General features: G+C 51.2%; 11 protein-coding genes. 10 read left to right on the top strand and 1 reads right to left on the bottom strand.

Going from position 1 to position 20,683, the window contains the following annotated elements; translation table 11 throughout:
- The first annotated feature begins 252 nt into the window (after positions 1 to 252).
- The 9 genes from E7745_RS07155 (at position 253) to E7745_RS07115 (ending at position 19,055) form a co-directional block, all read left to right on the top strand.
- Entirely contained in the window at positions 253 to 4,245 is a 3,993-nt protein-coding gene (locus E7745_RS07155) for a hybrid sensor histidine kinase/response regulator transcription factor (protein ID WP_168182036.1), read from the top strand.
- Between the two features lie 113 nt (positions 4,246 to 4,358).
- Positions 4,359 to 5,858 carry a glycoside hydrolase family 43 protein gene (locus tag E7745_RS07150; protein WP_123399460.1) on the top strand — a complete coding sequence of 500 codons (1,500 nt, stop codon included), beginning with the start codon at positions 4,359 to 4,361 and terminating at the stop codon, positions 5,856 to 5,858.
- A 106-nt stretch (positions 5,859 to 5,964) separates the two neighbouring features.
- Positions 5,965 to 9,120: a TonB-dependent receptor gene (locus tag E7745_RS07145; RefSeq protein ID WP_136408540.1), complete on the top strand. Its 3,156-nt coding sequence runs from the start codon at positions 5,965 to 5,967 to the stop codon at positions 9,118 to 9,120.
- A gap of 11 nt (positions 9,121 to 9,131) precedes the next feature.
- The gene (locus E7745_RS07140; RefSeq protein WP_136408539.1) at positions 9,132 to 10,715 is read left to right on the top strand and encodes a RagB/SusD family nutrient uptake outer membrane protein; all 1,584 of its coding nucleotides are present in this window, start codon (positions 9,132 to 9,134) and stop codon (positions 10,713 to 10,715) included.
- A 35-nt stretch (positions 10,716 to 10,750) separates the two neighbouring features.
- Positions 10,751 to 12,262 (top strand): glycan-binding surface protein, encoded by a 1,512-nt coding sequence (locus E7745_RS07135; protein ID WP_136408538.1) that lies wholly within the window; start codon positions 10,751 to 10,753, stop codon positions 12,260 to 12,262.
- 39 nt (positions 12,263 to 12,301) lie between these two features.
- On the top strand, positions 12,302 to 13,834 hold the full coding sequence (locus E7745_RS07130; protein WP_123399452.1) for a cellulase family glycosylhydrolase: 1,533 nt from the start codon (positions 12,302 to 12,304) through the stop codon (positions 13,832 to 13,834).
- 120 nt (positions 13,835 to 13,954) lie between these two features.
- Positions 13,955 to 15,385: a glycoside hydrolase family 43 protein gene (locus E7745_RS07125; protein WP_136408537.1), complete on the top strand. Its 1,431-nt coding sequence runs from the start codon at positions 13,955 to 13,957 to the stop codon at positions 15,383 to 15,385.
- 23 nt (positions 15,386 to 15,408) lie between these two features.
- Positions 15,409 to 17,505, top strand: a complete 2,097-nt coding sequence (locus tag E7745_RS07120) for a glycoside hydrolase 43 family protein (protein ID WP_123399466.1) — start codon at positions 15,409 to 15,411, stop codon at positions 17,503 to 17,505.
- Between the two features lie 17 nt (positions 17,506 to 17,522).
- A complete protein-coding gene (locus E7745_RS07115; RefSeq protein ID WP_123399448.1) occupies positions 17,523 to 19,055 on the top strand; it encodes a DUF5060 domain-containing protein in 1,533 nt (510 codons plus the stop codon).
- A gap of 50 nt (positions 19,056 to 19,105) precedes the next feature.
- On the opposite strand, the gene E7745_RS07110 is transcribed toward E7745_RS07115, so the two are convergent.
- Positions 19,106 to 19,672, bottom strand: coding sequence for a hypothetical protein (locus tag E7745_RS07110; RefSeq protein WP_124075776.1), 567 nt, complete (start codon positions 19,670 to 19,672; stop codon positions 19,106 to 19,108).
- A 196-nt stretch (positions 19,673 to 19,868) separates the two neighbouring features.
- Between E7745_RS07110 and E7745_RS07105 the strand changes: the two genes are divergently transcribed.
- Positions 19,869 to 20,669 (top strand): M48 family metallopeptidase, encoded by an 801-nt coding sequence (locus E7745_RS07105; RefSeq protein WP_124075777.1) that lies wholly within the window; start codon positions 19,869 to 19,871, stop codon positions 20,667 to 20,669.
- Positions 20,670 to 20,683: the final 14 nt, after the last annotated feature.

Here is a 20,683-nt window from a genome sequence, read left to right as displayed (position 1 = left end):
CAGGTAAGACAACGTTTCAAATCGCCAGACCACTGAAAAAAACAGTGACCTGGCGATTTTCTTTTGTCAACCACGCCCCGCTGCCCTACATTTGTGCCGCCTAAAGGATAGAGCGATATCCGGCAGCAGATGACATGGTGACACATCATTGGAGACATCAGGAGACGTGACTTTACAGACATTCTTTTTTGACAGTTATGGATTATTGCATAATTTTGTATGAAAGTGAAAATGCAAAATTTCAGCCTCCGAATGAAAAGAATTCTGCTATGCATCCTGCTGTCATTGGCCGTCTGGCATATCAATGCCGAAAGTCATTATGTATTCCGGAAGTTAGACATTACAGACGGTCTGTCAAACAGCAATGTCAAAACCATTCTAAAAGACAACTACGGTTATCTCTGGGTCGGGACAGCCGCCGGGCTAAACAGATATGACGGTTATGGCTTCAGGCAATATTCACTCGCTGCATCCAAGCGGGAAATGGACGAGTTCGTTGATGACATCTGGTCGCTGCAACAGGATGCCGACGGGAATATATGGGCGAAAAGCGCTGACTGTTATGCCGTCTACAACTCCCTGAAAGATGATTTCTCGACTGACATCGACAAATTGCTGGAATCTTATGGAATCACCGTTGAGCAGAAATACAGGATATACGTCGACCGCGAAGCTAACTTATGGGTTGTCACTGACAAGAAAATCTGGGCCTATGACATGAAAACGCGCACATTGCGCAGCATCGAACCCGGACTCAACCTCATCTGCGACGAAATCAACATAGCTGATAACCAGGCCTACATATATTTACTGGTGCCATCTGGCAGATTCCTGAAAATCGACAAACAGACTCTTGCCATCGAATCTCTTTCAGCTCCTGACGGAATAAAATCATTCAACAATATATATGCCGATTATCAACAGGGCCTCTGGCTTTTTTCCAACTATGACAACGACATATATTATCGCCAGAAATCAGCCCCCTGGAGCAAAATCTCACTGACTCCCGCCACCGAGACCCAAAGTAAAGGCATCAGAAGTATTCTTGACGACCGCAACGGCCATGTGTGGATCGGAACAGACCACAACGGAGCCTACATATTCGACCAGTCAGACGGCTCATTCCAGGCACTGCGCCATAACCTTCTGTCAAGCAGCTCACTGCCGTCTGACAATGTATCCTGTCTATATCAGGATGAATCAGGGACAATATGGCTCGGACATAACAAATCAGGCATATCATATTATAACAACGGCCTGCTGCAGTTTGAAAACTTCAGCCTATGCAGGGGCCTTGATGTAGCATCGCTGCTAACTGACAGCAGAAACAATCTGTGGATAGGCACTGACGGCAACGGACTGCTCATCCTGCGCCAAGGAAGCGAGATCATCGAGCGAATTCCGGCAGTGTTCAGCGGATCAATAATCTGCCTGGAGGAAGATTCCGACGGCCGCATATGGATCGGCAGCTACGGCAACGGTCTTTACTGTATAGACGGAAACAACGTCAGACATTTCACTACCGCCAACAGCACTCTCATATCAGACATTATCTGGGCTCTTCAGAACGACGGATCAGGCAATATATGGATAGCGACACTTCAAGGAACCCAATATATCAACAGCAAAACAGATAACTTCATATCCCTCCTCACGGCCAAAGGAGAACAGATCAACTCCATGTGTCTCCACTCAGACAAGAGTGACACAGTCTTTATCGGATCATTCGACGGCTTTTATAAGGTTGACACAGCCACAAAAAAAGCAAGAGGTCACTTCACAAACCGCCGCAATACCCAAAACCTGAAACAAGGATTTGTCACCCAGATCTACAAAGACCGCAAAGGACGCCTGTGGATCGGCCATAACCAAGGCCTCACGATCTGGGACACCTCACGTGACTCAATGTATTACCTTGACAAAAAGAGCGGACTGTGCGACAACATGATCCGAGCCATCCTGGAAGACAATGACGGCCACATATATGCCTCGACAAGCAACGGCCTCTCAATAATCACTGTCCGGGAGGCTGCAGACAGGACTCTGAGCTACAGCATGAGAAACTACACTAAAAAGGACGGTCTCAAAAGCACATTCTTCAATTCAAAATCCGTCACGCGTCCCGACAGCAACTCCATTCTGTTCGGCACCTCAGACGGATGCATATCATTCTATCCGGAAAAAGTGTTCAAAGACCGGCGTCTGCCACCTGACATACTGTTCACTGGCCTCTACATCGGAGGCACACGCATAGCCATCGACTCCATCTACGATGGCCGCCTGATTCTTAAAAATGCGCTGGAGGAAACAAAGCAGATAGAACTTAGCTACGACGACAGACTTATCACCATCGAATTTACAGTCTGTGACCTGACCGGCCAATCAGGAGTACGCTATGCCTACATGCTTGAAGGCATTGACTCCCGATGGATCTTTACTGATGAAAACAAAGTGACTTTTACATCACTCCCTTATGGCAATTACAGACTTTTAGTAAAATCCGGTCTCCCGAACGGCAACTGGAAGGAAGATCCGGCCATCCTTGAAATCCGCGTCAGACCTCCATTCTATATGTCAATCTGGGCCTGCATCATATATATGGCTATTATCATCGGCGGAATAATACTGACAGCAAATCTCATCAAAAGAAGACATCGTCAGAAACTTGCCATCCAGCGGCAGGCCATCGAAAGCCAGCAGATAGTACGGATCAACGAACTCAAACTTAAATTCTTCACTAATATCAGCCACGATCTGCGCACACCGCTCACTCTCATCATGGCTCCTCTCCAGGTCTTGCTTGACGAAGTGAAAGATGAACCGACGAGAAAGAAACTGCTGACAATATTTTCAAACGCCCGACGACTTCTCGACCTTATCAACACACTGCTTGATTTCCGCAAACTCGATGTAGGAGCTGAAGGTCTCCACTGCCGTAAAGATGACATCATGCGTTTCATCAGCGAACAGTGTGCCCTTTTCACAGACTACGCAGCAAACCGCAACATGGATTTTACCGCCGAATGCGATCCGTCAGGCTATATGATGGACTTTGACTCCGCGAAAGTAGGCAAAATCCTTAACAACCTGCTGTCTAACGCGTTTAAATATACCCCTGACGGAGGCAGCGTCAGTGTGAAAGCCACTCTGAAAGACAGAGATCTGACAATCCGCATCGCCGACAGCGGCCAAGGCATAAGTCCGGAAGCAAAAAAGCATATCTTCGAACGCTTCTATCAGGGCGAGCAGGGCAACCATAAAACCGGAAGCGGAATCGGACTGCATATAGCGAATGAATACGCCCGCATGCACGGAGGCGATATCTCAGTCAGCGACAATCAGCCAAAAGGGTCTGTATTCACTCTGACTCTACCGGTTGACGGATGCTCCGCTCAATCCGATCTTGAAAAAAACTCCGGCGCCTCCGGGACTCCGGCCGAGCCACCGGCTCCAGAAAACACCTCTGAAGAATCATCTGCCGCGGACTCTCCTGCCACCATTCTTATTGTGGATGACAACGAGGAGTATCGCGATTTCATAGCCGACACTCTATCCAAAGACTACACGATATTCAAAGCAGGCAACGGACGTGAGGCGCTTGACATCATGGCCAAAGGAAACATCAGCCTGATTGTTAGCGATGTGATGATGCCGGTTATGGACGGAATGGAACTATGCCGGCAGGTCAAGACCAATATCCGGTGGTCTCACATCCCGGTCATACTGCTGACCGCCAAAACCGCTGAGGAATACCGCCTCGAAGGGCTCGAACTCGGAGCCGACGACTATCTGACCAAACCGTTCAATCTCAAGCTTCTGCAACTGCGCATAAAGAAATTCATCGACCTGTTCGAACGCAACCACCGGATGTTCAGCGACAAGCTCGATGTCTCCCCAAGCGAGATCACCATAACCTCACTTGATGAGAAACTCGTTGAAAAAGCCATTCGCATTGTCGAGGAGCATATGAGCGACTCTGACTTCTCCGTCGAGTTACTGAGTTCCGAACTTGCCCTTAGCCGCGGATATCTCTATAAAAAACTTATGGCTATCACAGGCAAAGGCCCGGCTGAATTCATACGCACCATCAGATTGAAACGCGCCCGGCAGCTGCTTGAGCAAAGCCAGATGCAGGTTGCCGAAATCGCCTACATGTGCGGTTTCAACTCTCCACGACGCTTTGCCCAGAATTTCAAAAACGAGTTCGGAATGTTGCCTTCTGAGTTTTTGAAGGGCCGTACATGATTCATGATACATTGCGGCGCATTCCAGAACACATAATGGGCTGAGACTATCCGAGGGCTGTAACTATATTTGTTTCAGCTAATCATTATCAGCCTCTAACACAAATCAGTCTTATGTTATCAAAAAAGCAACTTGCCAGTATTTTTGCTATCACCTTACTTATAAACGGATCTTCCGCCGCCGAAGCCGCGGAAGACCATCAGTTTGAGAAGACGCCGAAACTCGGCACCGGAAACTGCAATCCGCTGCTTGACTTTCTGCATGTAGCCGATCCGACCGCCGTAGTTCATAACGGGCGTGTGTATGTCTATGGCACAAACGACCAGCAAGAACTTGACTCCGTGGGTCGCGATGGCAAAAACAGCTACGCACATATCCATTCTCTCGTGATGATGTCGTCAGACGACATGGTCAACTGGACATACCACGGAATAATAGACGTAGAGCAGGCTGCCCCCTGGACCGGCAAAAAAGGCGTATCATGGGCTCCGTCCATAATCTCACGCGCCGAAAGTGACGGCCTGACTCATTTCTATATGTACTACTCCCACGGCGGAGGCGGTGTCGGTGTCATCACCGCAACTTCTCCTGTAGGCCCCTGGACCGACCCGCTCGGTCATGACCTTATAGATGTGAACACCCCCGGACTTACAGACTGCCCGGCCCCCTTCGATCCCGGTGCGGTCATTGACGAAAACGGCGTAGGCTGGCTGTCATTCGGGGGAGGACGCAGCTCAAAAGCCACCACATTCCTGCCGGGAAGCGCCCGCATAGTCCGCCTCGGAAGCGACCTTCTGAGCCTCGACAGCGAAATCAGCGAAATTCCTGCTCCATACTTCTTTGAAGCCAGTGAGCTGAATTATATAAACGGCACATGGGTCTACTCCTACAGTACCGACTGGGTCGACCGCACCGAATGGAACGATCCAGAAGTCTCGCACCCCTCAATCTGTTCGATCGGTTATATGACATCGACCGACCCGCTCAACCGCGACAGCTGGAAATTCCGTGGCGACATTCTCAAAAATCCTCATGACTATGGGATGGAATATACAAACAACCACACACACTTCCTGCGTTTCAACAATGAGTATTACATCTTCTATCACACCAATCACCTTGCTGACTTCAGAGGCATCACTACCGGCTACCGGAATATCTGCGTAGACCGACTTGAAGTTGACGAAAACAGCATCGCGATACCGACTGGACAGATGACCCAGACCGGAGTCTCACAGATCAAACCGCTCGATCCGTTCGCCTGGCAGCAGGCCGAGACCGTAGCCGCCACCTCAGGCATAAAATTCGAACACACTGACGTGGCCGGCAACATGGTTGCCTGCGGATTAGGCTCAGGTCAGCAGTCTGAAGTCCGTGGCGCAGACTTCGGGAAAGGAGCTTCTCGATTCGAAGCCAAAGTCAGAGGCAAAGGTGTTATCGACATTCACATCGGAAGCTCCAAAGGCAAGCGTGTAGGAAGCCTCGTCATTGATCATCCCCAATGGCAGACCGTCAGCGTCCGGCTCGGCAAAAAGCTCAAAGGGAGCCAGGACCTCTGCTTCGTCTACCGGGACGGCGATTTCAAATTCGACGAATGGCGTTTCATCCGCTGATCACACATTGCCATAGACACAGACGCTCTATACATATTAAAAGTCGTTAAAAACAACCTCTTAAACCTGAAAACATTTATCATTTTACCATTAATATCATGAAGTTATGCAAGTCGCATTGAAAAAACAACGGCACCTGTTACGATTGATAGTTGCCGTGTTGCTGGGATGTGTTGTCTTCCCAAGTTTTGCACAGGACTTTAAACTTACCGGCGTGGTCAGAGGCGCTGATGACAATATGCCTCTGATCGGAGCCACAGTAAGAGTCCAGTCCGGAGCAGTCACTGTCACTGATGCCGATGGCGCTTTCAGCGTCAATGTCAGAAAAGGACAGACTGTGACATTCTCCTACATCGGCTACACAACCCAAAGCATCAAAATCAGTGACAGATCCAAAGTCGAGATCTATCTCAAGGAAGACTCCAAAACGCTGGATGAAGTAGTGGTTGTCGGTTACGGAACCATGAAGCGCAGCGACCTGACAGGATCTGTGGTATCAGTCTCTGCGGAAGACATCAAAAAAACCGTGGCCACATCGCTTGACCAGGCTCTTCAGGGCCGCGCGGCCGGTGTGCAGGTGACACAGAACTCCGGTGCCCCCGGCGGCGGTATCTCGGTCAGCATCCGAGGCACAAACTCGCTCAACGGCAACGAACCTCTCTACGTCATCGACGGTGTGCCCCTCTCCGGCCAGGCCGACGGCAATTCAAATGCTCTTTCAGCCATCAACCCCTCTGACATCGTGTCAATGGAGGTGCTGAAAGACGCATCGGCCACAGCCATTTACGGTTCACGCGCAAGCAACGGCGTGATCATGATCACTACCCGGCGTGGTGAAGCAGGAAAAACAAAACTCAGCTATGAAGGATATTACGGAATCCAGAACATCCCCGACCGCCTCGATGTAATGGACCTGCGCCAGTTCGCCACCTACCGTAACCTCCGTGCCGAGGTGATGGGCTTCGGCGCCACCGAGGAATTCGCCGATGTGTCTATTCTCGGCAAAGGCACAGACTGGCAGGACGAAATTTTCAGAACAGCCCATATGCATAACCACCAGCTGACAGTCTCAGGCGGCAACGATTGGGGTAAATATGCCATCGGCTTAGGCTATCTCGGTCAGGACGGTATTGCTATCGGATCAGATTTCGAGCGTCTGTCAGGCCGAATCAACATCGACACCAACATCACCAAATGGCTTTCATTCGGTGTCAGCGCCTCTTTGAGCCGCACAAAGCAGACCAACACGATTGACAACGGCAATATCATCCGCACCGCACTTGACCAGCACCCCAACGTACCTGTCAGAAACCCTGACGGATCATACGGCTATCAGACCGAAGACAACAACTTCGGCACATTCTATGCAAACCCCGTGGCCGATGCTCTCCTCCGCGAAGATTATAACCGCGGAACCGACTTCTACGGCAACCTGTTTGCCGACTTCAAGATCATCAACGGTCTGAATCTGCGTGTGGAATACGGCGGAGGCTTCAACTACAGCAACCACTACTATTACCGCCCGACTTACGACTACGGATTTTTCATTCAGGACTCTGAAAGCTCACGAAGCGCAAGCAACGGCAAGAACTACTTCTTCAAGACATTCCTGACCTACGACAAGCACATCCGCAACCACTCGTTCAACGTGATGATCGGTCATGAGTCAAGTGAAAACGAATATGAATATCTCTCCGGAAGCCGAAAAAACTACTTCCTCAACTCAGTCCACGAACTTGTAGCCGGCGATGCGCTGACAGCCAAAAACAACAGTTCGAGAGGATCAGGCTCGATGGAGTCATACTTCGGACGCGCCAACTACAATTTTGCAGACCGCTACCTGCTGACCTTCACACTGCGTGCCGACGGATCTTCGAACTTCGGCAAAGCCAACCGCTGGGGCTGGTTCCCCTCAGCAGCCTTCGGATGGCGCATCTCTCAGGAAAAATTCATGAAAAATGTAGAACCGGTCAATAACCTCAAACTGCGTTTAGGATGGGGTATAGTCGGAAACCAGAACGCCGGAGCATACGCCTACGGCACCACAATGGCTTCAAGCGCCACTATCTGGGGCGCCGGATTCTATGCCGGAAACTACTCCAACGACAAACTCAAATGGGAAGAAACAAAATCGTACAACGTCGGTCTTGATCTGGCCATGTTCAACAACAGACTCGAATTCATAATCGACGCCTATCTTAAAAAGACAGACAATCTGCTTATGCAGGCCTCACTGCCTGACTACGTGACCTCCATAATCTCCTCACCTTGGGTCAATGCCGGAGCCATAGAAAACAAAGGCTTCGAATGGACTCTGAACACCGTCAACATCAGCACCCGCGACTTCTCATGGCGTACCGGATTCACCTTCTCGCTTAACCGCAACAAGGTTACCAAACTCTACACCAAGACATCAAGCATCACCGGAAAGATCGGCGCCGACACCTATACCAACACCGTTGTCGGACAGCCCGTAGGCCAGTTCTACGGCTACAACGTAATCGGCATGTTCAAGGAAGCTGACGATTTCTATGTCAAAGACCAGAACGGCGACTTCATGCTTGACGACAACTTCAACAAAATTCTCGTGGCAATTCCTGAGGGCAAGACAATCAAGGAAAACGAAATCTGGTATGGAGACTACATATTCGAAGACGTGAACAAAGACGGAGTAATCAATGAAAGCGACCGTAAGTTCATAGGCAATCCTGAGCCAAAATTCACTTACGGATTCAACACCACCCTTACTTACAAAGACTTTGACTTCAACCTCTCACTTGTAGGAGTACATGGCAACAAGGTGTTCAACTACCTGCGCCAGGTCTACACAGACCCTATGAGAAACTCCAATCTTCTCATGGAAACCACAAGGCTCGCCAACGTAGGGCTCATTGATCCGGACGGAGGCCATACGTTTGAAAACATGCATGTGATCAACTCCGACGCCCGTATCTGCCGCATCGCTCTTGACAATTCGAACAACAACAACCGCATGAGCAGCTATTTCGTTGAAGACGGTTCATATCTGCGCGTCAAGAACATATCATTGGGCTATACTTTCCCGAAACAGCTGATAGAGCGTGCAAGCATCGAGAACCTCCGCCTCTATTTCAACGTGCAGAATCCTTTCACATTCACCCGTTACAAAGGATTCGACCCCGAAATCGGAGCCTACAACTATAACGTGCTCACACGCGGCATCGACTATGCCCGCTATCCTTCACAGGTGATCTACACCTTCGGACTCAATGTCTCACTTTAACCTTAACACCAATGAAAAAATTATATATTCCATTGATCGCTATCGCCGCCGCTTCATGCGTTGCATCATGCAGCGACGACTTTCTTGAGAAACTCCCGCAGGGAAACTATGTAGACGGAACTTTCTATGTCTCTGACAAAGCACTCGAATCAGCGACATCCGTACTCTATAACAGACCCTGGTTTGAATATAACGGAGAAGGCGCACTCTGCATCAGCAGTCTCGCCAATGAATGTTTCGACGCATGGAACTTTCCGCAGTTCAACACCTTGCAGGTCACCGCACTTGACAGCCACCTGTCAAACATCTGGAGGTCATTCTATGCCGTAGTGACGATGTCAAACTCTGTCATTGAGGCCTGCGAGACCAAAGCGACCGCCGACTGCACCGAAGAGGGAATCCATCGCGCCATCGGTGAAGCGCGCCTGATGCGTGCTGCCGCATATTTCTATGCCCTGCGTCTGTGGGGACCGGTCATTCTCTTCGAACACAATCAGGAGATAGTCGACAACCCTGTGCGGCCTCTCAACAAGGAAGAAGACGTGTTCAAATTCATCATCCGTGACCTTGAATATGCCGCTGAATATCTACCTGAATCATGGATCAAAGGGCGCGCAACCTGCTGGGCCGCGAAAGCTCTTCTTGCCAAAGTCTACCTCTGCCGTTCCGGATGGAACGGAGGAAACCGCGACGAGGCCGACCTTGAAAAATGCAAGGAACTCTGCGAGGACGTCTGCACCAAAAGCGGGCTGAAACTGCTCCCCACATATGCAGATCTCTTCAAATACAAATTCAACAACAATGAGGAATCTCTGCTGGCTATGCAGTGGGTGCCGCTCGGAGAATGGGGAACACAGAACACACTCTACTCTATCCTCTCATTCTCTGACATCTCCGGAGGCGTAGCCGCATGGGGCTCTCCATTCGCACCGCTCGAAATGCTCGACCAGTACGAACATTCCGACACAATCCGCCGCAACGCCACATATTTCACCCAGCACTCGTTCTATCCCGAACTCTGCAAGGAAAAAGGCGGCTATCACTACGACAAGGAAAACGCCCAGACCAAGAAAGGCGCCATCGGTGGGCCTGACGATGACAATGACGGCAATGTGGGTCCCATGAGCTCTCCGCTCAACACCTATATAATACGTCTCGCCGACACTTATCTAACCTATGCGGAAGCCTGCCTCGGCAATCAGGAAAAACTCACCGGCGGTCCCGGCCTCGAATACTTCAACAAAGTCAGAGAAAGAGCCATGATCGACCCCAAGACATCCGTTACATTCGATGACATTATCCGTGAGCGCCGCATTGAATTCAGCATGGAATACACCAACTGGTATGAATACATCACCTGGTTCAAATGGAAACCTGAAAAGATTCTCAATATGATCAACAATCAGGAACGCGGCACCCGCGCCGACAAAATCAAAAAAGATTCTGACGGCGAACTGATAATCGAAGGCATCATCCAGCCTACCTCACCTGTAGTCGTGATAGCAAGCAAGATGTTCATGCCTTATCCCGAAAACGATGTGATCCAGAACCCGCTGCTCAAAGCAGAACCTGTCAGCTATAATTTCAAAGACTAAGAGAGTGGTATATCAAACGAAATAACATGATAACAATGAAAAACTATATAAGCTGTTTCTGCGTAGCCATCGTGTGCATGATGCAGATGCTGTGTTTTGTCTCCTGCAAATCAGACGGAGATGACGGAGGTCAGCCTGTGATCACCGGAGTCCGCACGATTGATCCGGAAAAGGCCGACAGCCTGTTCACCGAAGCAGACCCCTGGGATATAATCGTCCTCGTTGGCCATAATCTCGGTGGCGCGAAAGAGATCTACATCAACGATCAGAAAATTTCTTTCAACCCCACGTATGCCACCCCGACCCACATAATACTCTCGATTCCTGGCGAACTTAAACTCGTGGGTGCCAACCCTGAACTGAAATCAGAGATCAGAGTTGTCACAAGCCACGGCACCGCTACATATGCGTTCCACATCAACTCCCCGGCTCCATATCTCATATCCTATACCGCCGACTGGGACGATGACAAGCCTCTGTCGCCTGGACAGGAGATACGTATTAAAGGAGAAAACATCTATGAAGTGGAAAGCCTCTATCTCACAGACTTCAATCCTCTTGAAGTTGATGATGACGGAAACCCGGTCGAACCGGAAGGTCCGGTGACTAAATATGAGATCACCGACTATGAAATCGGCCCCGACTTCGACCTCATCACCGCAAAACTTCCCGCCACGGTTCTCGAAAAAGGCTACATCGTGATCGAATGTCACTCCGGATCATCGGTAATCGGATTCACTTCCGCCAAGCCCAATCCGCCGGTAATCGAGGAAATTTCATCTGACATGCCTGTATGGGGCGAGCCATGCACTCTCTTCGGCAAGGAATTCAATGATCTTGTGGCCATCATCATCGGCAAAAACGAAATCACTATTCCGGCCAAAGACATCACAGTCAATGATGACAAAACTCAGCTCACATTCTCGCTGCCCACTCTGCCTGAAAAAGGCGGACGCCTGATCCTCGTGACCGAGCAGGGCCGCGACACAATACCCTTCTATCAGAAGAGCACCGTACTGATCGACTTCGACAGCTTCGGACGTTATTTCTGGGGCGGAACCGACAGCAACAAAGTGGTAGACCAGACATCTGCCAACAATAAACCGGCCAATACCTCCGGCAAATTCTGGGGAATCGAAGGAACCACACAGCTCAACAACGGATGGTGGGGACCTCTCTACCTCGGCGAGTCACAGATACCCGACATTCCTGAGAGCACCCCGATCGAAGACATCGAGTTCCGCTACGAATGCTATATGCACTATCCTGAAGTCGAAGGCATGGAATGCTGGTTCATTCTCTGTGACGGAAGTGACTTCAAGGGCCAGTACACGTTCAACGGCTACCACGACCGCATCACCGGCAAATGCGAGACCGGCAGATGGATGTCTTGTTCCATACCGCTGAGAAATCTCGTCACCGGAGGCAGCACCTATGGTGACATCAGACTCTCACTGACATCGGTCTATCTCCATCTCTGCAACGGACTGGCCGAACAGGATGTGGCAGTCTACTTCGACAACTTCCGTCTGTATGTCAGACAGTAAACCTCAAAACAGCCACTAACACAGATATTACAAAACGATATGAGACATCTGAATATAATTCCAATCGCTCTATCTCTGTTGCTTTCATTCGGCAGCATCTCATGTTCCGACAACAAAGATGTCTATGACACAGAAGACATCCACTTCGTGCTCGAAAACGATGTACTGTCATTTCAGAGAGAAAGCAACTCTAACAACTTCCGCATCAAGTCAGCTGTCACTCCGCAGATCTCATGCAGCGAAAACTGGGTCAGCCTCAAGCTCGAACGCCTGACCGCTTCAATCTATCGCCTCTATGTCACCGTTGATGAAAACAACGGTGACAGCAGATCGGCAGAGGTGACAATCAAATCCGGTGACGAAACCAAGACTCTGACCGTCAATCAGTCGGCCCTTGCTCAGGCTTCCGTACATGAAATAGCTGACTGGCTGGGTCTGGGATGGAATCCCGGCAACCAGATGGATGCCTACAAAAACGGTGTTGCCGACGAACTCTGTGACGGCAACTATCCGCTGACTCAGGAACTCTTCAACAAGATCAAGGCTGCCGGCATCAAGACTGTGCGCCTGCCGGTGACATGGATCGGGCATATCGGAGCAGCACCTGACTACAAAATCGATGATCGTCTCGAACGAGTGGCCGAAATTGTAGGCTATGCCGAAAATGCAGGGCTTAACATAATCGTCAACATCCATCATGACGGCTCTGGCGGCTACGGCTTCTGGCTCGATTTCAAAGGCGCAGCCGCAAACATAGCCAAAAACCTTGAAGTTGAAGACCAAATCCGCAAAGTATGGACACAAATTGCAGAACGGTTTGTCGACACCGGTGATTTTCTGATTTTCGAAGGCTTCAACGAAATCCATGACGGAGACTGGGGCTGGGGCGCGAACACCACAGACAACGGTCACCAGTACCGACTCCTCAACGAATGGAACCAGCTGTTTGTGAACACCGTGCGCGCCACCGGAGGCAAAAATGCCACACGCTATCTCGGAATCCCCGGATATGCCGGAGGCTGGGAACTTGTGGAGCATCTCGAACTGCCCAAAGACCCCGCGACAGGACGTCTGCTCGTCTCGGTCCACTGCTACTCTCCCGGCAAATTCTGCATGGAATTCTATGACGAAGGCGGTAACTGGACATACCTCCCCGAATGGGGCCACACTGCATCCGAAGGCAAATATCCCGCAGACGATGTAGATGAAGAAGGTCTTGCCAACATTTTCAAAGGCCTGAAAGAAAGATTCACAGACAAAAACATCCCTGTCTACATCGGTGAATTCACCTGCACCAACCGTCCCGCCGGACGCGAAAGCGCATTTCGCGACTATTACCTTGAATATTTCTGCAAGGCTGCTCATGACTGTGGACTGGCACCCGTATTCTGGGATAACGGAGGTAAAGGCTTAGGAGCGGGCCAAGGCGCCATCTTCGACCGTCAGACCGGAGATTTTGTTCATTCCAATGCAGCCTCGGTCGCCGCGATGGTACGCGCCGTTTCCGACCATAGCCCCGAATACACCCTTGAAAGCATCTATGAAAGAGCTCCCGCCCCTGAATCAATATAACAACGTCATCATAAATATATAGGTGCAATAATAAGAGATCGTTTTTAATCGTATACTCTGTCCGTGTCAGCGACAGAACCGTAGGCTGACACGGTCAGAGGATTTTTCATACTATTCGCCATGAATAAAGCATTTCACCGCCACATAACGGCAACAGCCATAGGTCTGACAATCGCTGCCACAGCCTGGGCACAGCGTCCGATAGTGCAGACTAATTTCACTCCCGATCCGGCCCCGATGGTCTACAATGATACCTTCTATATCCATACCGGCCATGATGAGGACGGCCGCCACGATGAATTCGTAATGAATGAGTGGAGAGTATATTCCTCAAAAGATATGGTCAACTGGACCGATCACGGCTCTCCGATGTCACTCGACACCTTCAGCTGGGCCGAATGGGGAGCCTGGGCTTCACAATGTATCGAGCGCAACGGTAGATTCTACTGGTATGTATGCTGCGTGGACAGTAGCACTCATGACATGGCTATAGGCGTGGCCGTAGCCGACAGTCCTACAGGACCATTCACCGACGCTATAGGAGCGCCCCTTGTCAGTGATCCGGGCGGCTACATTGACCCTACAGTCTTCATCGAACCTGACGGAAACGCCTGGCTCTACTGGGGAAACCCCGGCCTGTGGTGCTGCAAACTGAACCCCGATATGATATCCTATGACAAAAATTTTACCATCAGCGGAAATCATGTTGAAAAAGTAAAGGATGGCGTCTACAAATTCATTCAGACCGAAGATTCCTTCGGCGGACCGGAGAAACTTGCCGAAGGCACTGTATTCACTGATTACAAAGACCTCTACGAAGAAGGGCCCTGGTTCTACAAGCGCAACGGCAGCTACATTCTCGCCTATGCCGCAGGCGGAGTCCCGGAACACATATCGTATTCGGTAAGCGACTCCCCCTGGGGACCGTGGAAATACGCCGGACAGATCATGCCCCTTCAGGAAATGGGCTCATTCACCAACCATTGCGGAATAACCGACTTCAAAGGACGGCACTATTTCGCCTATCACTGCGGCACTCTTCCCGGCGGCAGCGGTTTCAACCGGTCGACGGCGATCGAACAGTTCGAATACAATCCTGACGGCTCTCTCCCGATAATCCTTCCCACGACCAAAGGCCCGGACCCGGTCGGCACACTCAACCCCTACTCCCGCGTCGAAGCCGAGACTATAGCCTGGTCAGAAGGTCTGAAGACTGAGCCGAACGCAAAGACAGGCATCTATGTTTCCAACATACACAATGGTGACTATCTTCAGGTGCGCGAAGTTGATTTCGGCAAAAAATCGCCCTCGCGGCTGACTGTCTCGGTAGCAAGCGCACTCCGGGGAGGAACACTCAACGTTTACTCCGGCGGCACAGACGGGCAACTCATTGCCTCGGTCAAAGTTCCACCGACCGGCGGCTGGGAAGAATGGAAATCCGTGACTGTGCCTTTAGCCACTCCTGTCACCGGCGTCCATGATCTCACCTTCGCCTTCAGCGGCCAGAAAGGCTGCAAACTTTTCAATTTCGATTTTTGGAAATTCGACTGATCCATAACACCAGCACAGAAACAATGAAAAAAATCCAACTTCTCATAGCATCGGCATTACTGTCTGTCACCACCTCATTCGGTCAACAGAAATCATGGACTGCCGACAACGGCAACGGCACTTTCACAAACCCGCTGTTCTACGATGAATTTTCCGACCCTGACATAATCCGTGTCAATGACACATTCTATCTTGTCGGGACCACCATGCACTGCAATCCAGGACTCGTGGTCCTCGAATCAAAAGATCTTGTCAACTGGGACTTCTGCAGTTATGCCTTCGACCGAATAGGCATCGATGATCCCCGCTTCAGACTCGAAGACGGAAAAGAAGCATACGGACAGGGAATCTGGGCCCCTTGCATACGCTATCATGACGGCACCTTCTACATCTTCTCCAATATAAACGGAATAGGTATGCAGGTCTACACAGCCTCTGATCCGAAAGGACCTTGGAAACACTACAGCCTCGGAGGCTGGATACATGATCTGTCAGTACTCTTTGACAACGGCCGCATATACGCCATCCACGGCTACGACGAAGTCCACTGCATCGAGATCAAGCCTGATTTCAGCGGCTATGTAGATGGTAGCGACCGCTGCATCATCCCCGCCGGAAACGCTATGGGCGAAGGCCACCACGCCTACAAGATCGATGGAAAATACTATATAATCAGCGCCGACTACTCCCCTATGGGACGCATGATGTGTGCGCGCGCCGACCGCCTCGAAGGACCCTACGAAACCCGCGTCATCAGCTGCCGTGAAACCCTGGGCACTGAACATTCCACATGGGCCACAGACATCCCTATGGACGGCGCCATGCCGGAACCGGGCAAATGGCGCCTGAAAACCGGCAAACCGAATGCCGACAACATGGGCTGCGCCACACTCCACCAGGGCGGAATAGTACAGCTCGAAAATGGCGACTGGTGGGGATTTTCGATGCTTGACTTCCTTGCCGTCGGCCGCACCACCTGTCTGTCGCCTGTGACATGGGTGGACGGATGGCCTTATTTCGGCCTCCCCGGAAACCTTGGCCGCACGCCGCGCACTTGGCTGAAACCGCAGGTCAGCGCAACGGTGACACCACACGCACCCTACACCCGCAGCGACAATTTCGACAGCGGCCGGCTCCAGCCCGTCTGGCAGTGGAACCATCTGCCAGATGACAGCCAGTGGTCTCTGCGCAAAGGCCGTCTACGGCTGAACTCACTTCCGGCCAAAAATCTCTATTGGGCAAAAAACACCCTCACCCAGCGTGGCATAGGTCCGGTATCCGTAGCCACAGTGACCCTCGACGCATCCAAAATGAAGAAAGGCGATGTGGCAGGTCTCGGACTGCTCAACATTCCGTATGAATGGATAGGCATTGAGGTAAAAGACAACGGCCCGGTCATAAGCTTCTATGACCTTGGAACCGACACAACCATCGAGCAGCCTCTTGAAAAGCCGGAACTGCACCTGCGAATAACAGGCGACTTCGAGCACGAATGGGCGCAGTTCAGCTACAGCACCGACGGACAAAGTTTCAATGACATTGGCGGCAGAATGGTGATCCCCTATCAGACTAAAACCTTCCAGGGTGCACGCTATGCCCTCTTCGCCTTCAACCGTCTTCTCTCCAAAGGCGGCTATGCCGAATTCGACAATTTCACCGTTGACGAACCGCTCGCCGACCGCAGCGGCAACATTCCATTCGGTAAGACCATAACCATAAGCAATCTGGCCAACGGCCACAGACTGGTGGCCCACCGGCGCAAAATGGTGCTCTCGGCATGGCAGGGAGACAAAGACTTTGATTCTGTCAACACCCGGTTCAGAGTCCATGACCGAGGCAACGGCAAGGTTGTGCTCGAAGCCGTCAACGGCAATGGCTTCATGACCGTGGCCGGACTCGGCTTGTCCGGAGACCTCCGCCTGTCAGCCACTGAGACCGATGACTGCCTTTTTATGTGGCAGGACATGCTCCACGGCCAGTGTATGCTTCTGTCTCTGAAAACAAACCGCTATGTCGGAATCGATCCGGCATCCGGCGAGATCTATGGGGCTGACTGGCCCGGCACCTCCGCAAGCCGGCTCGGCGGCACAGTATTCCAGTGGGAAGACTCAGAATTATAATCCAAACCGTAACAATTATGAACAGAATAATCAGCACAGCTATCTCCATCATCTGCATTCTGTCAGGGGCTACGGCAGCCGGAGTTTCCGCAGCCCCGGCAGTAGAGCAGTGGAAAATATTCGAACTCTCATTCCGGCAGAAAGCCGGTCAGCATCCGTTTGACAACATCGACTCCCGATGCACCTTCATCAATGGCTGCGACACCGTAAAAGTCAGCGCATTCTATGACGGCAACGACACATATAAAATCCGCTTCATGCCCCACAAGCCCGGCCGGTGGACCTACCGCACTTCCGGAAACAATCCGAAATCGAATCTGCGGGGCAGTTTCGATTGCCTTCCGGCATCACCCGGAAACCACGGTCCTGTCAGAGTCGACTCGCTCGGATTCGCCTACTCCGACGGAACCGCCTACATTCCCGTGGGTACTACCTGCTACGCATGGACACATCAGCCCGACAGCCTCAGACGGCTGACGCTCGAAACCCTCCGCAACAGCTGTTTCAACAAAATCCGAATGTGCATATTCCCCAAAAGCTACGACTGGAACCGCAACGAACCGATTCTATATCCTTTCGAAGGTGAGACCGGCAACTGGGATTTCAACCGTCTCAATCCCGCCTATTTCAGAAACATCGAACAGTGCATCGCCTCGCTTGACAGCCTCGGCATCGAAGCCGATCTGATTGTCTATCATCCCTATGACCGCTGGGGCTTCAGCAAACTCGACAAGGAAACCAGAGACCGCTACATGCAATATGTAATCTCCCGCTTCGGCGCATTCAAAAACGTCTGGTGGAGCATGGCCAACGAATATGACTTCATGGAAGCCTATGACACCGCCGACTGGCAGCACCATCTCCGCTTCTTTGCTCTGAACGATCCCTACGGACATCTGAGAGGCATCCACAACGGCGTTAAACTCTATGACCAGAACGACCCATACGTCACCCACGTCAGCATCCAGTCATCCGACATGGCCAATGCCGGAAACCTGCGCTCTCAATATCGCAAGCCGGTCATTTACGACGAATGCCGCTACGAAGGCAACATCCCTTGGGTGTGGGGCACCCTCTCAGCCGAAGAAATGGTACAGAAATTCTGGGAAGGCTTCACAAGAGGTGCTTTTGTAGGCCACGGAGAAGTGATACTCACACAGCCCGAAGTCGGGCCTGACAGATCAGACGAAATCCTGTGGTGGTCAAAAGGAGGTGTGCTCCGGGGCAAAAGCCACGACCGCATCAGATATCTGAAACAGATTCTAGCTGACGCACCTTCAGCCCGTCTCACACCGGTAGAAGGCATAACCGGATGGCAGAACTATCCGACTCTCGGCGCCGGCGATGACTGGTATCTCATATACTTCGGCCGCGACATCCACTGCCAGCTCCTGCTTGAACTGCCGGAAGACAAAACCTACAGAATAGAACTTATCGACACCTGGGGCATGACCTCCACTGTGCTTGACGGAACCTTCAGCGGCCACTCGCTGATAACCCTGCCACAGCTGCCCTACATGGCGGCAAGGCTGACAGCCGTGCCACGCTGATCCAGCCTCCGATCTCACCGCCCGGTTTCTCAGAGTGGCCATAATGCCCTCTAAAACCAGGTGGTGATGACCGGATAGCCCCAAAGGCCTGTTTCAAGGTCGAGTGTCATTTTGCCTCCTGTCCTGGTCCGGTTGTAGCGCTTAAGCGGCACTTCTATCTCTTTCAGCCTCCCGTTGTCGAAGCGCACACGCAATATATATTTATAATATGGATTGCCACGGCGATAGCGGTTGCGCCCCACGCGCTGGGTGTGGTAGTGTTTTTCCTGCAGTCGTTTCTCCACCGTCACCTCCTCGGTGTGCAGGGTAGTGTCATCTGCAAACCAGAAATTCAGACCGAGGATCAGAAACAGAACCACACCGGTCATCACGACCATATGCCCCAATAGAGCCACATATGGATTGACACCTCTCCATACCTTACCCCAGAATCCGCGCAGCAGAAACCAGATGACCAGAACTGCCGTCAGGGCTATGCCGAGCGGTTCCCACCACTCAACTAACGTGTGGCCGTAGAGAGCCATCGAAAAACCGTAAAACAGCATCACCGACAGGATGGCACCCATCCATTTCAGTGCATTTTTTATATCTTTGAATGTGGTCTTGCTTTTAGTCATAGCGCTATCTGAAACAATGATTGGTCTTATTCGGATATTTTCATAGGCAAAGTTACATCCAATCTCGGAAATTTGCCAAAAAATATATAATTTTGCCACTTGAAAAGCACCTGCGTCACATCCGGCTCTCTTCAAAGCCAGATGTGATTTTTGGCACGAACTTTATAAACTAATCATAAATTACAGACATTATTTTATGAAAAAGAATCTCATCAGAACAATGGCCATCGCCCTCGGTCTGGCCATCGCAGCTCCTGCGTCTGCCCAGTTCAACCTCGGCAAAGCTATCAACGCTGGCAAAAAAGCAGTGCAGGCAGCAACCCTCACCGATGCCCAGATGGCTGCCTATGTCAAGGAATCAGTTGACTGGATGGATGCCAACAATCCCGTCACCCCTGATGACGACCCCTACACCATCCGTCTCAAGAAACTCACTGACGGACTCAACGATGTTGAAGGAATTCCCCTGAATTTCAAAGTCTACCGCGTGATTGACGTCAACGCATTCGCTTGCGCCGATGGCAGTGTGCGAGTATTCTCCTCACTGATGGACATCATGAGCGACGACGAGCTCCTCGGCATCATCGGCCATGAGATCGGCCACGTGGCAAAACATCACTCCAAAAACGCCTTCCGCACCGAGCTCATGACCGGCGCTCTCAAAGACGGCATAGCATCAACCGGCGGCGTGGCTGCTGCCCTCACCGACTCTCAGCTCGGCCAGCTCAGCGAATCGCTCATCAACGCCAAATATTCGCAGAAGCAGGAGAAAGAAGCTGATGACTACGGCTATCAATTCCTGAAATCACACGGCAAAAACCCCTGGGGCATGGTCCAGGCCTTCGAAAAATTCCAGAAAATGGAAGCTGAAGCAGGCGCATCGTCCTCTTATATCAACAAGATGTTCTCCTCACACCCCGAAACCAAAGAGCGCATCAAACGCATGACTGAACGCTGCACAAAAGACGGCATAGCCCGCCCCGCAGAATCGAAATAAACCCGCCGGATAGA

The organism is Duncaniella sp. C9 (assembly GCF_004803935.1).
Lineage (GTDB): Bacteria > Bacteroidota > Bacteroidia > Bacteroidales > Muribaculaceae > Duncaniella > Duncaniella muris.
This window is presented reverse-complemented; position numbering and strand designations above follow the sequence as displayed.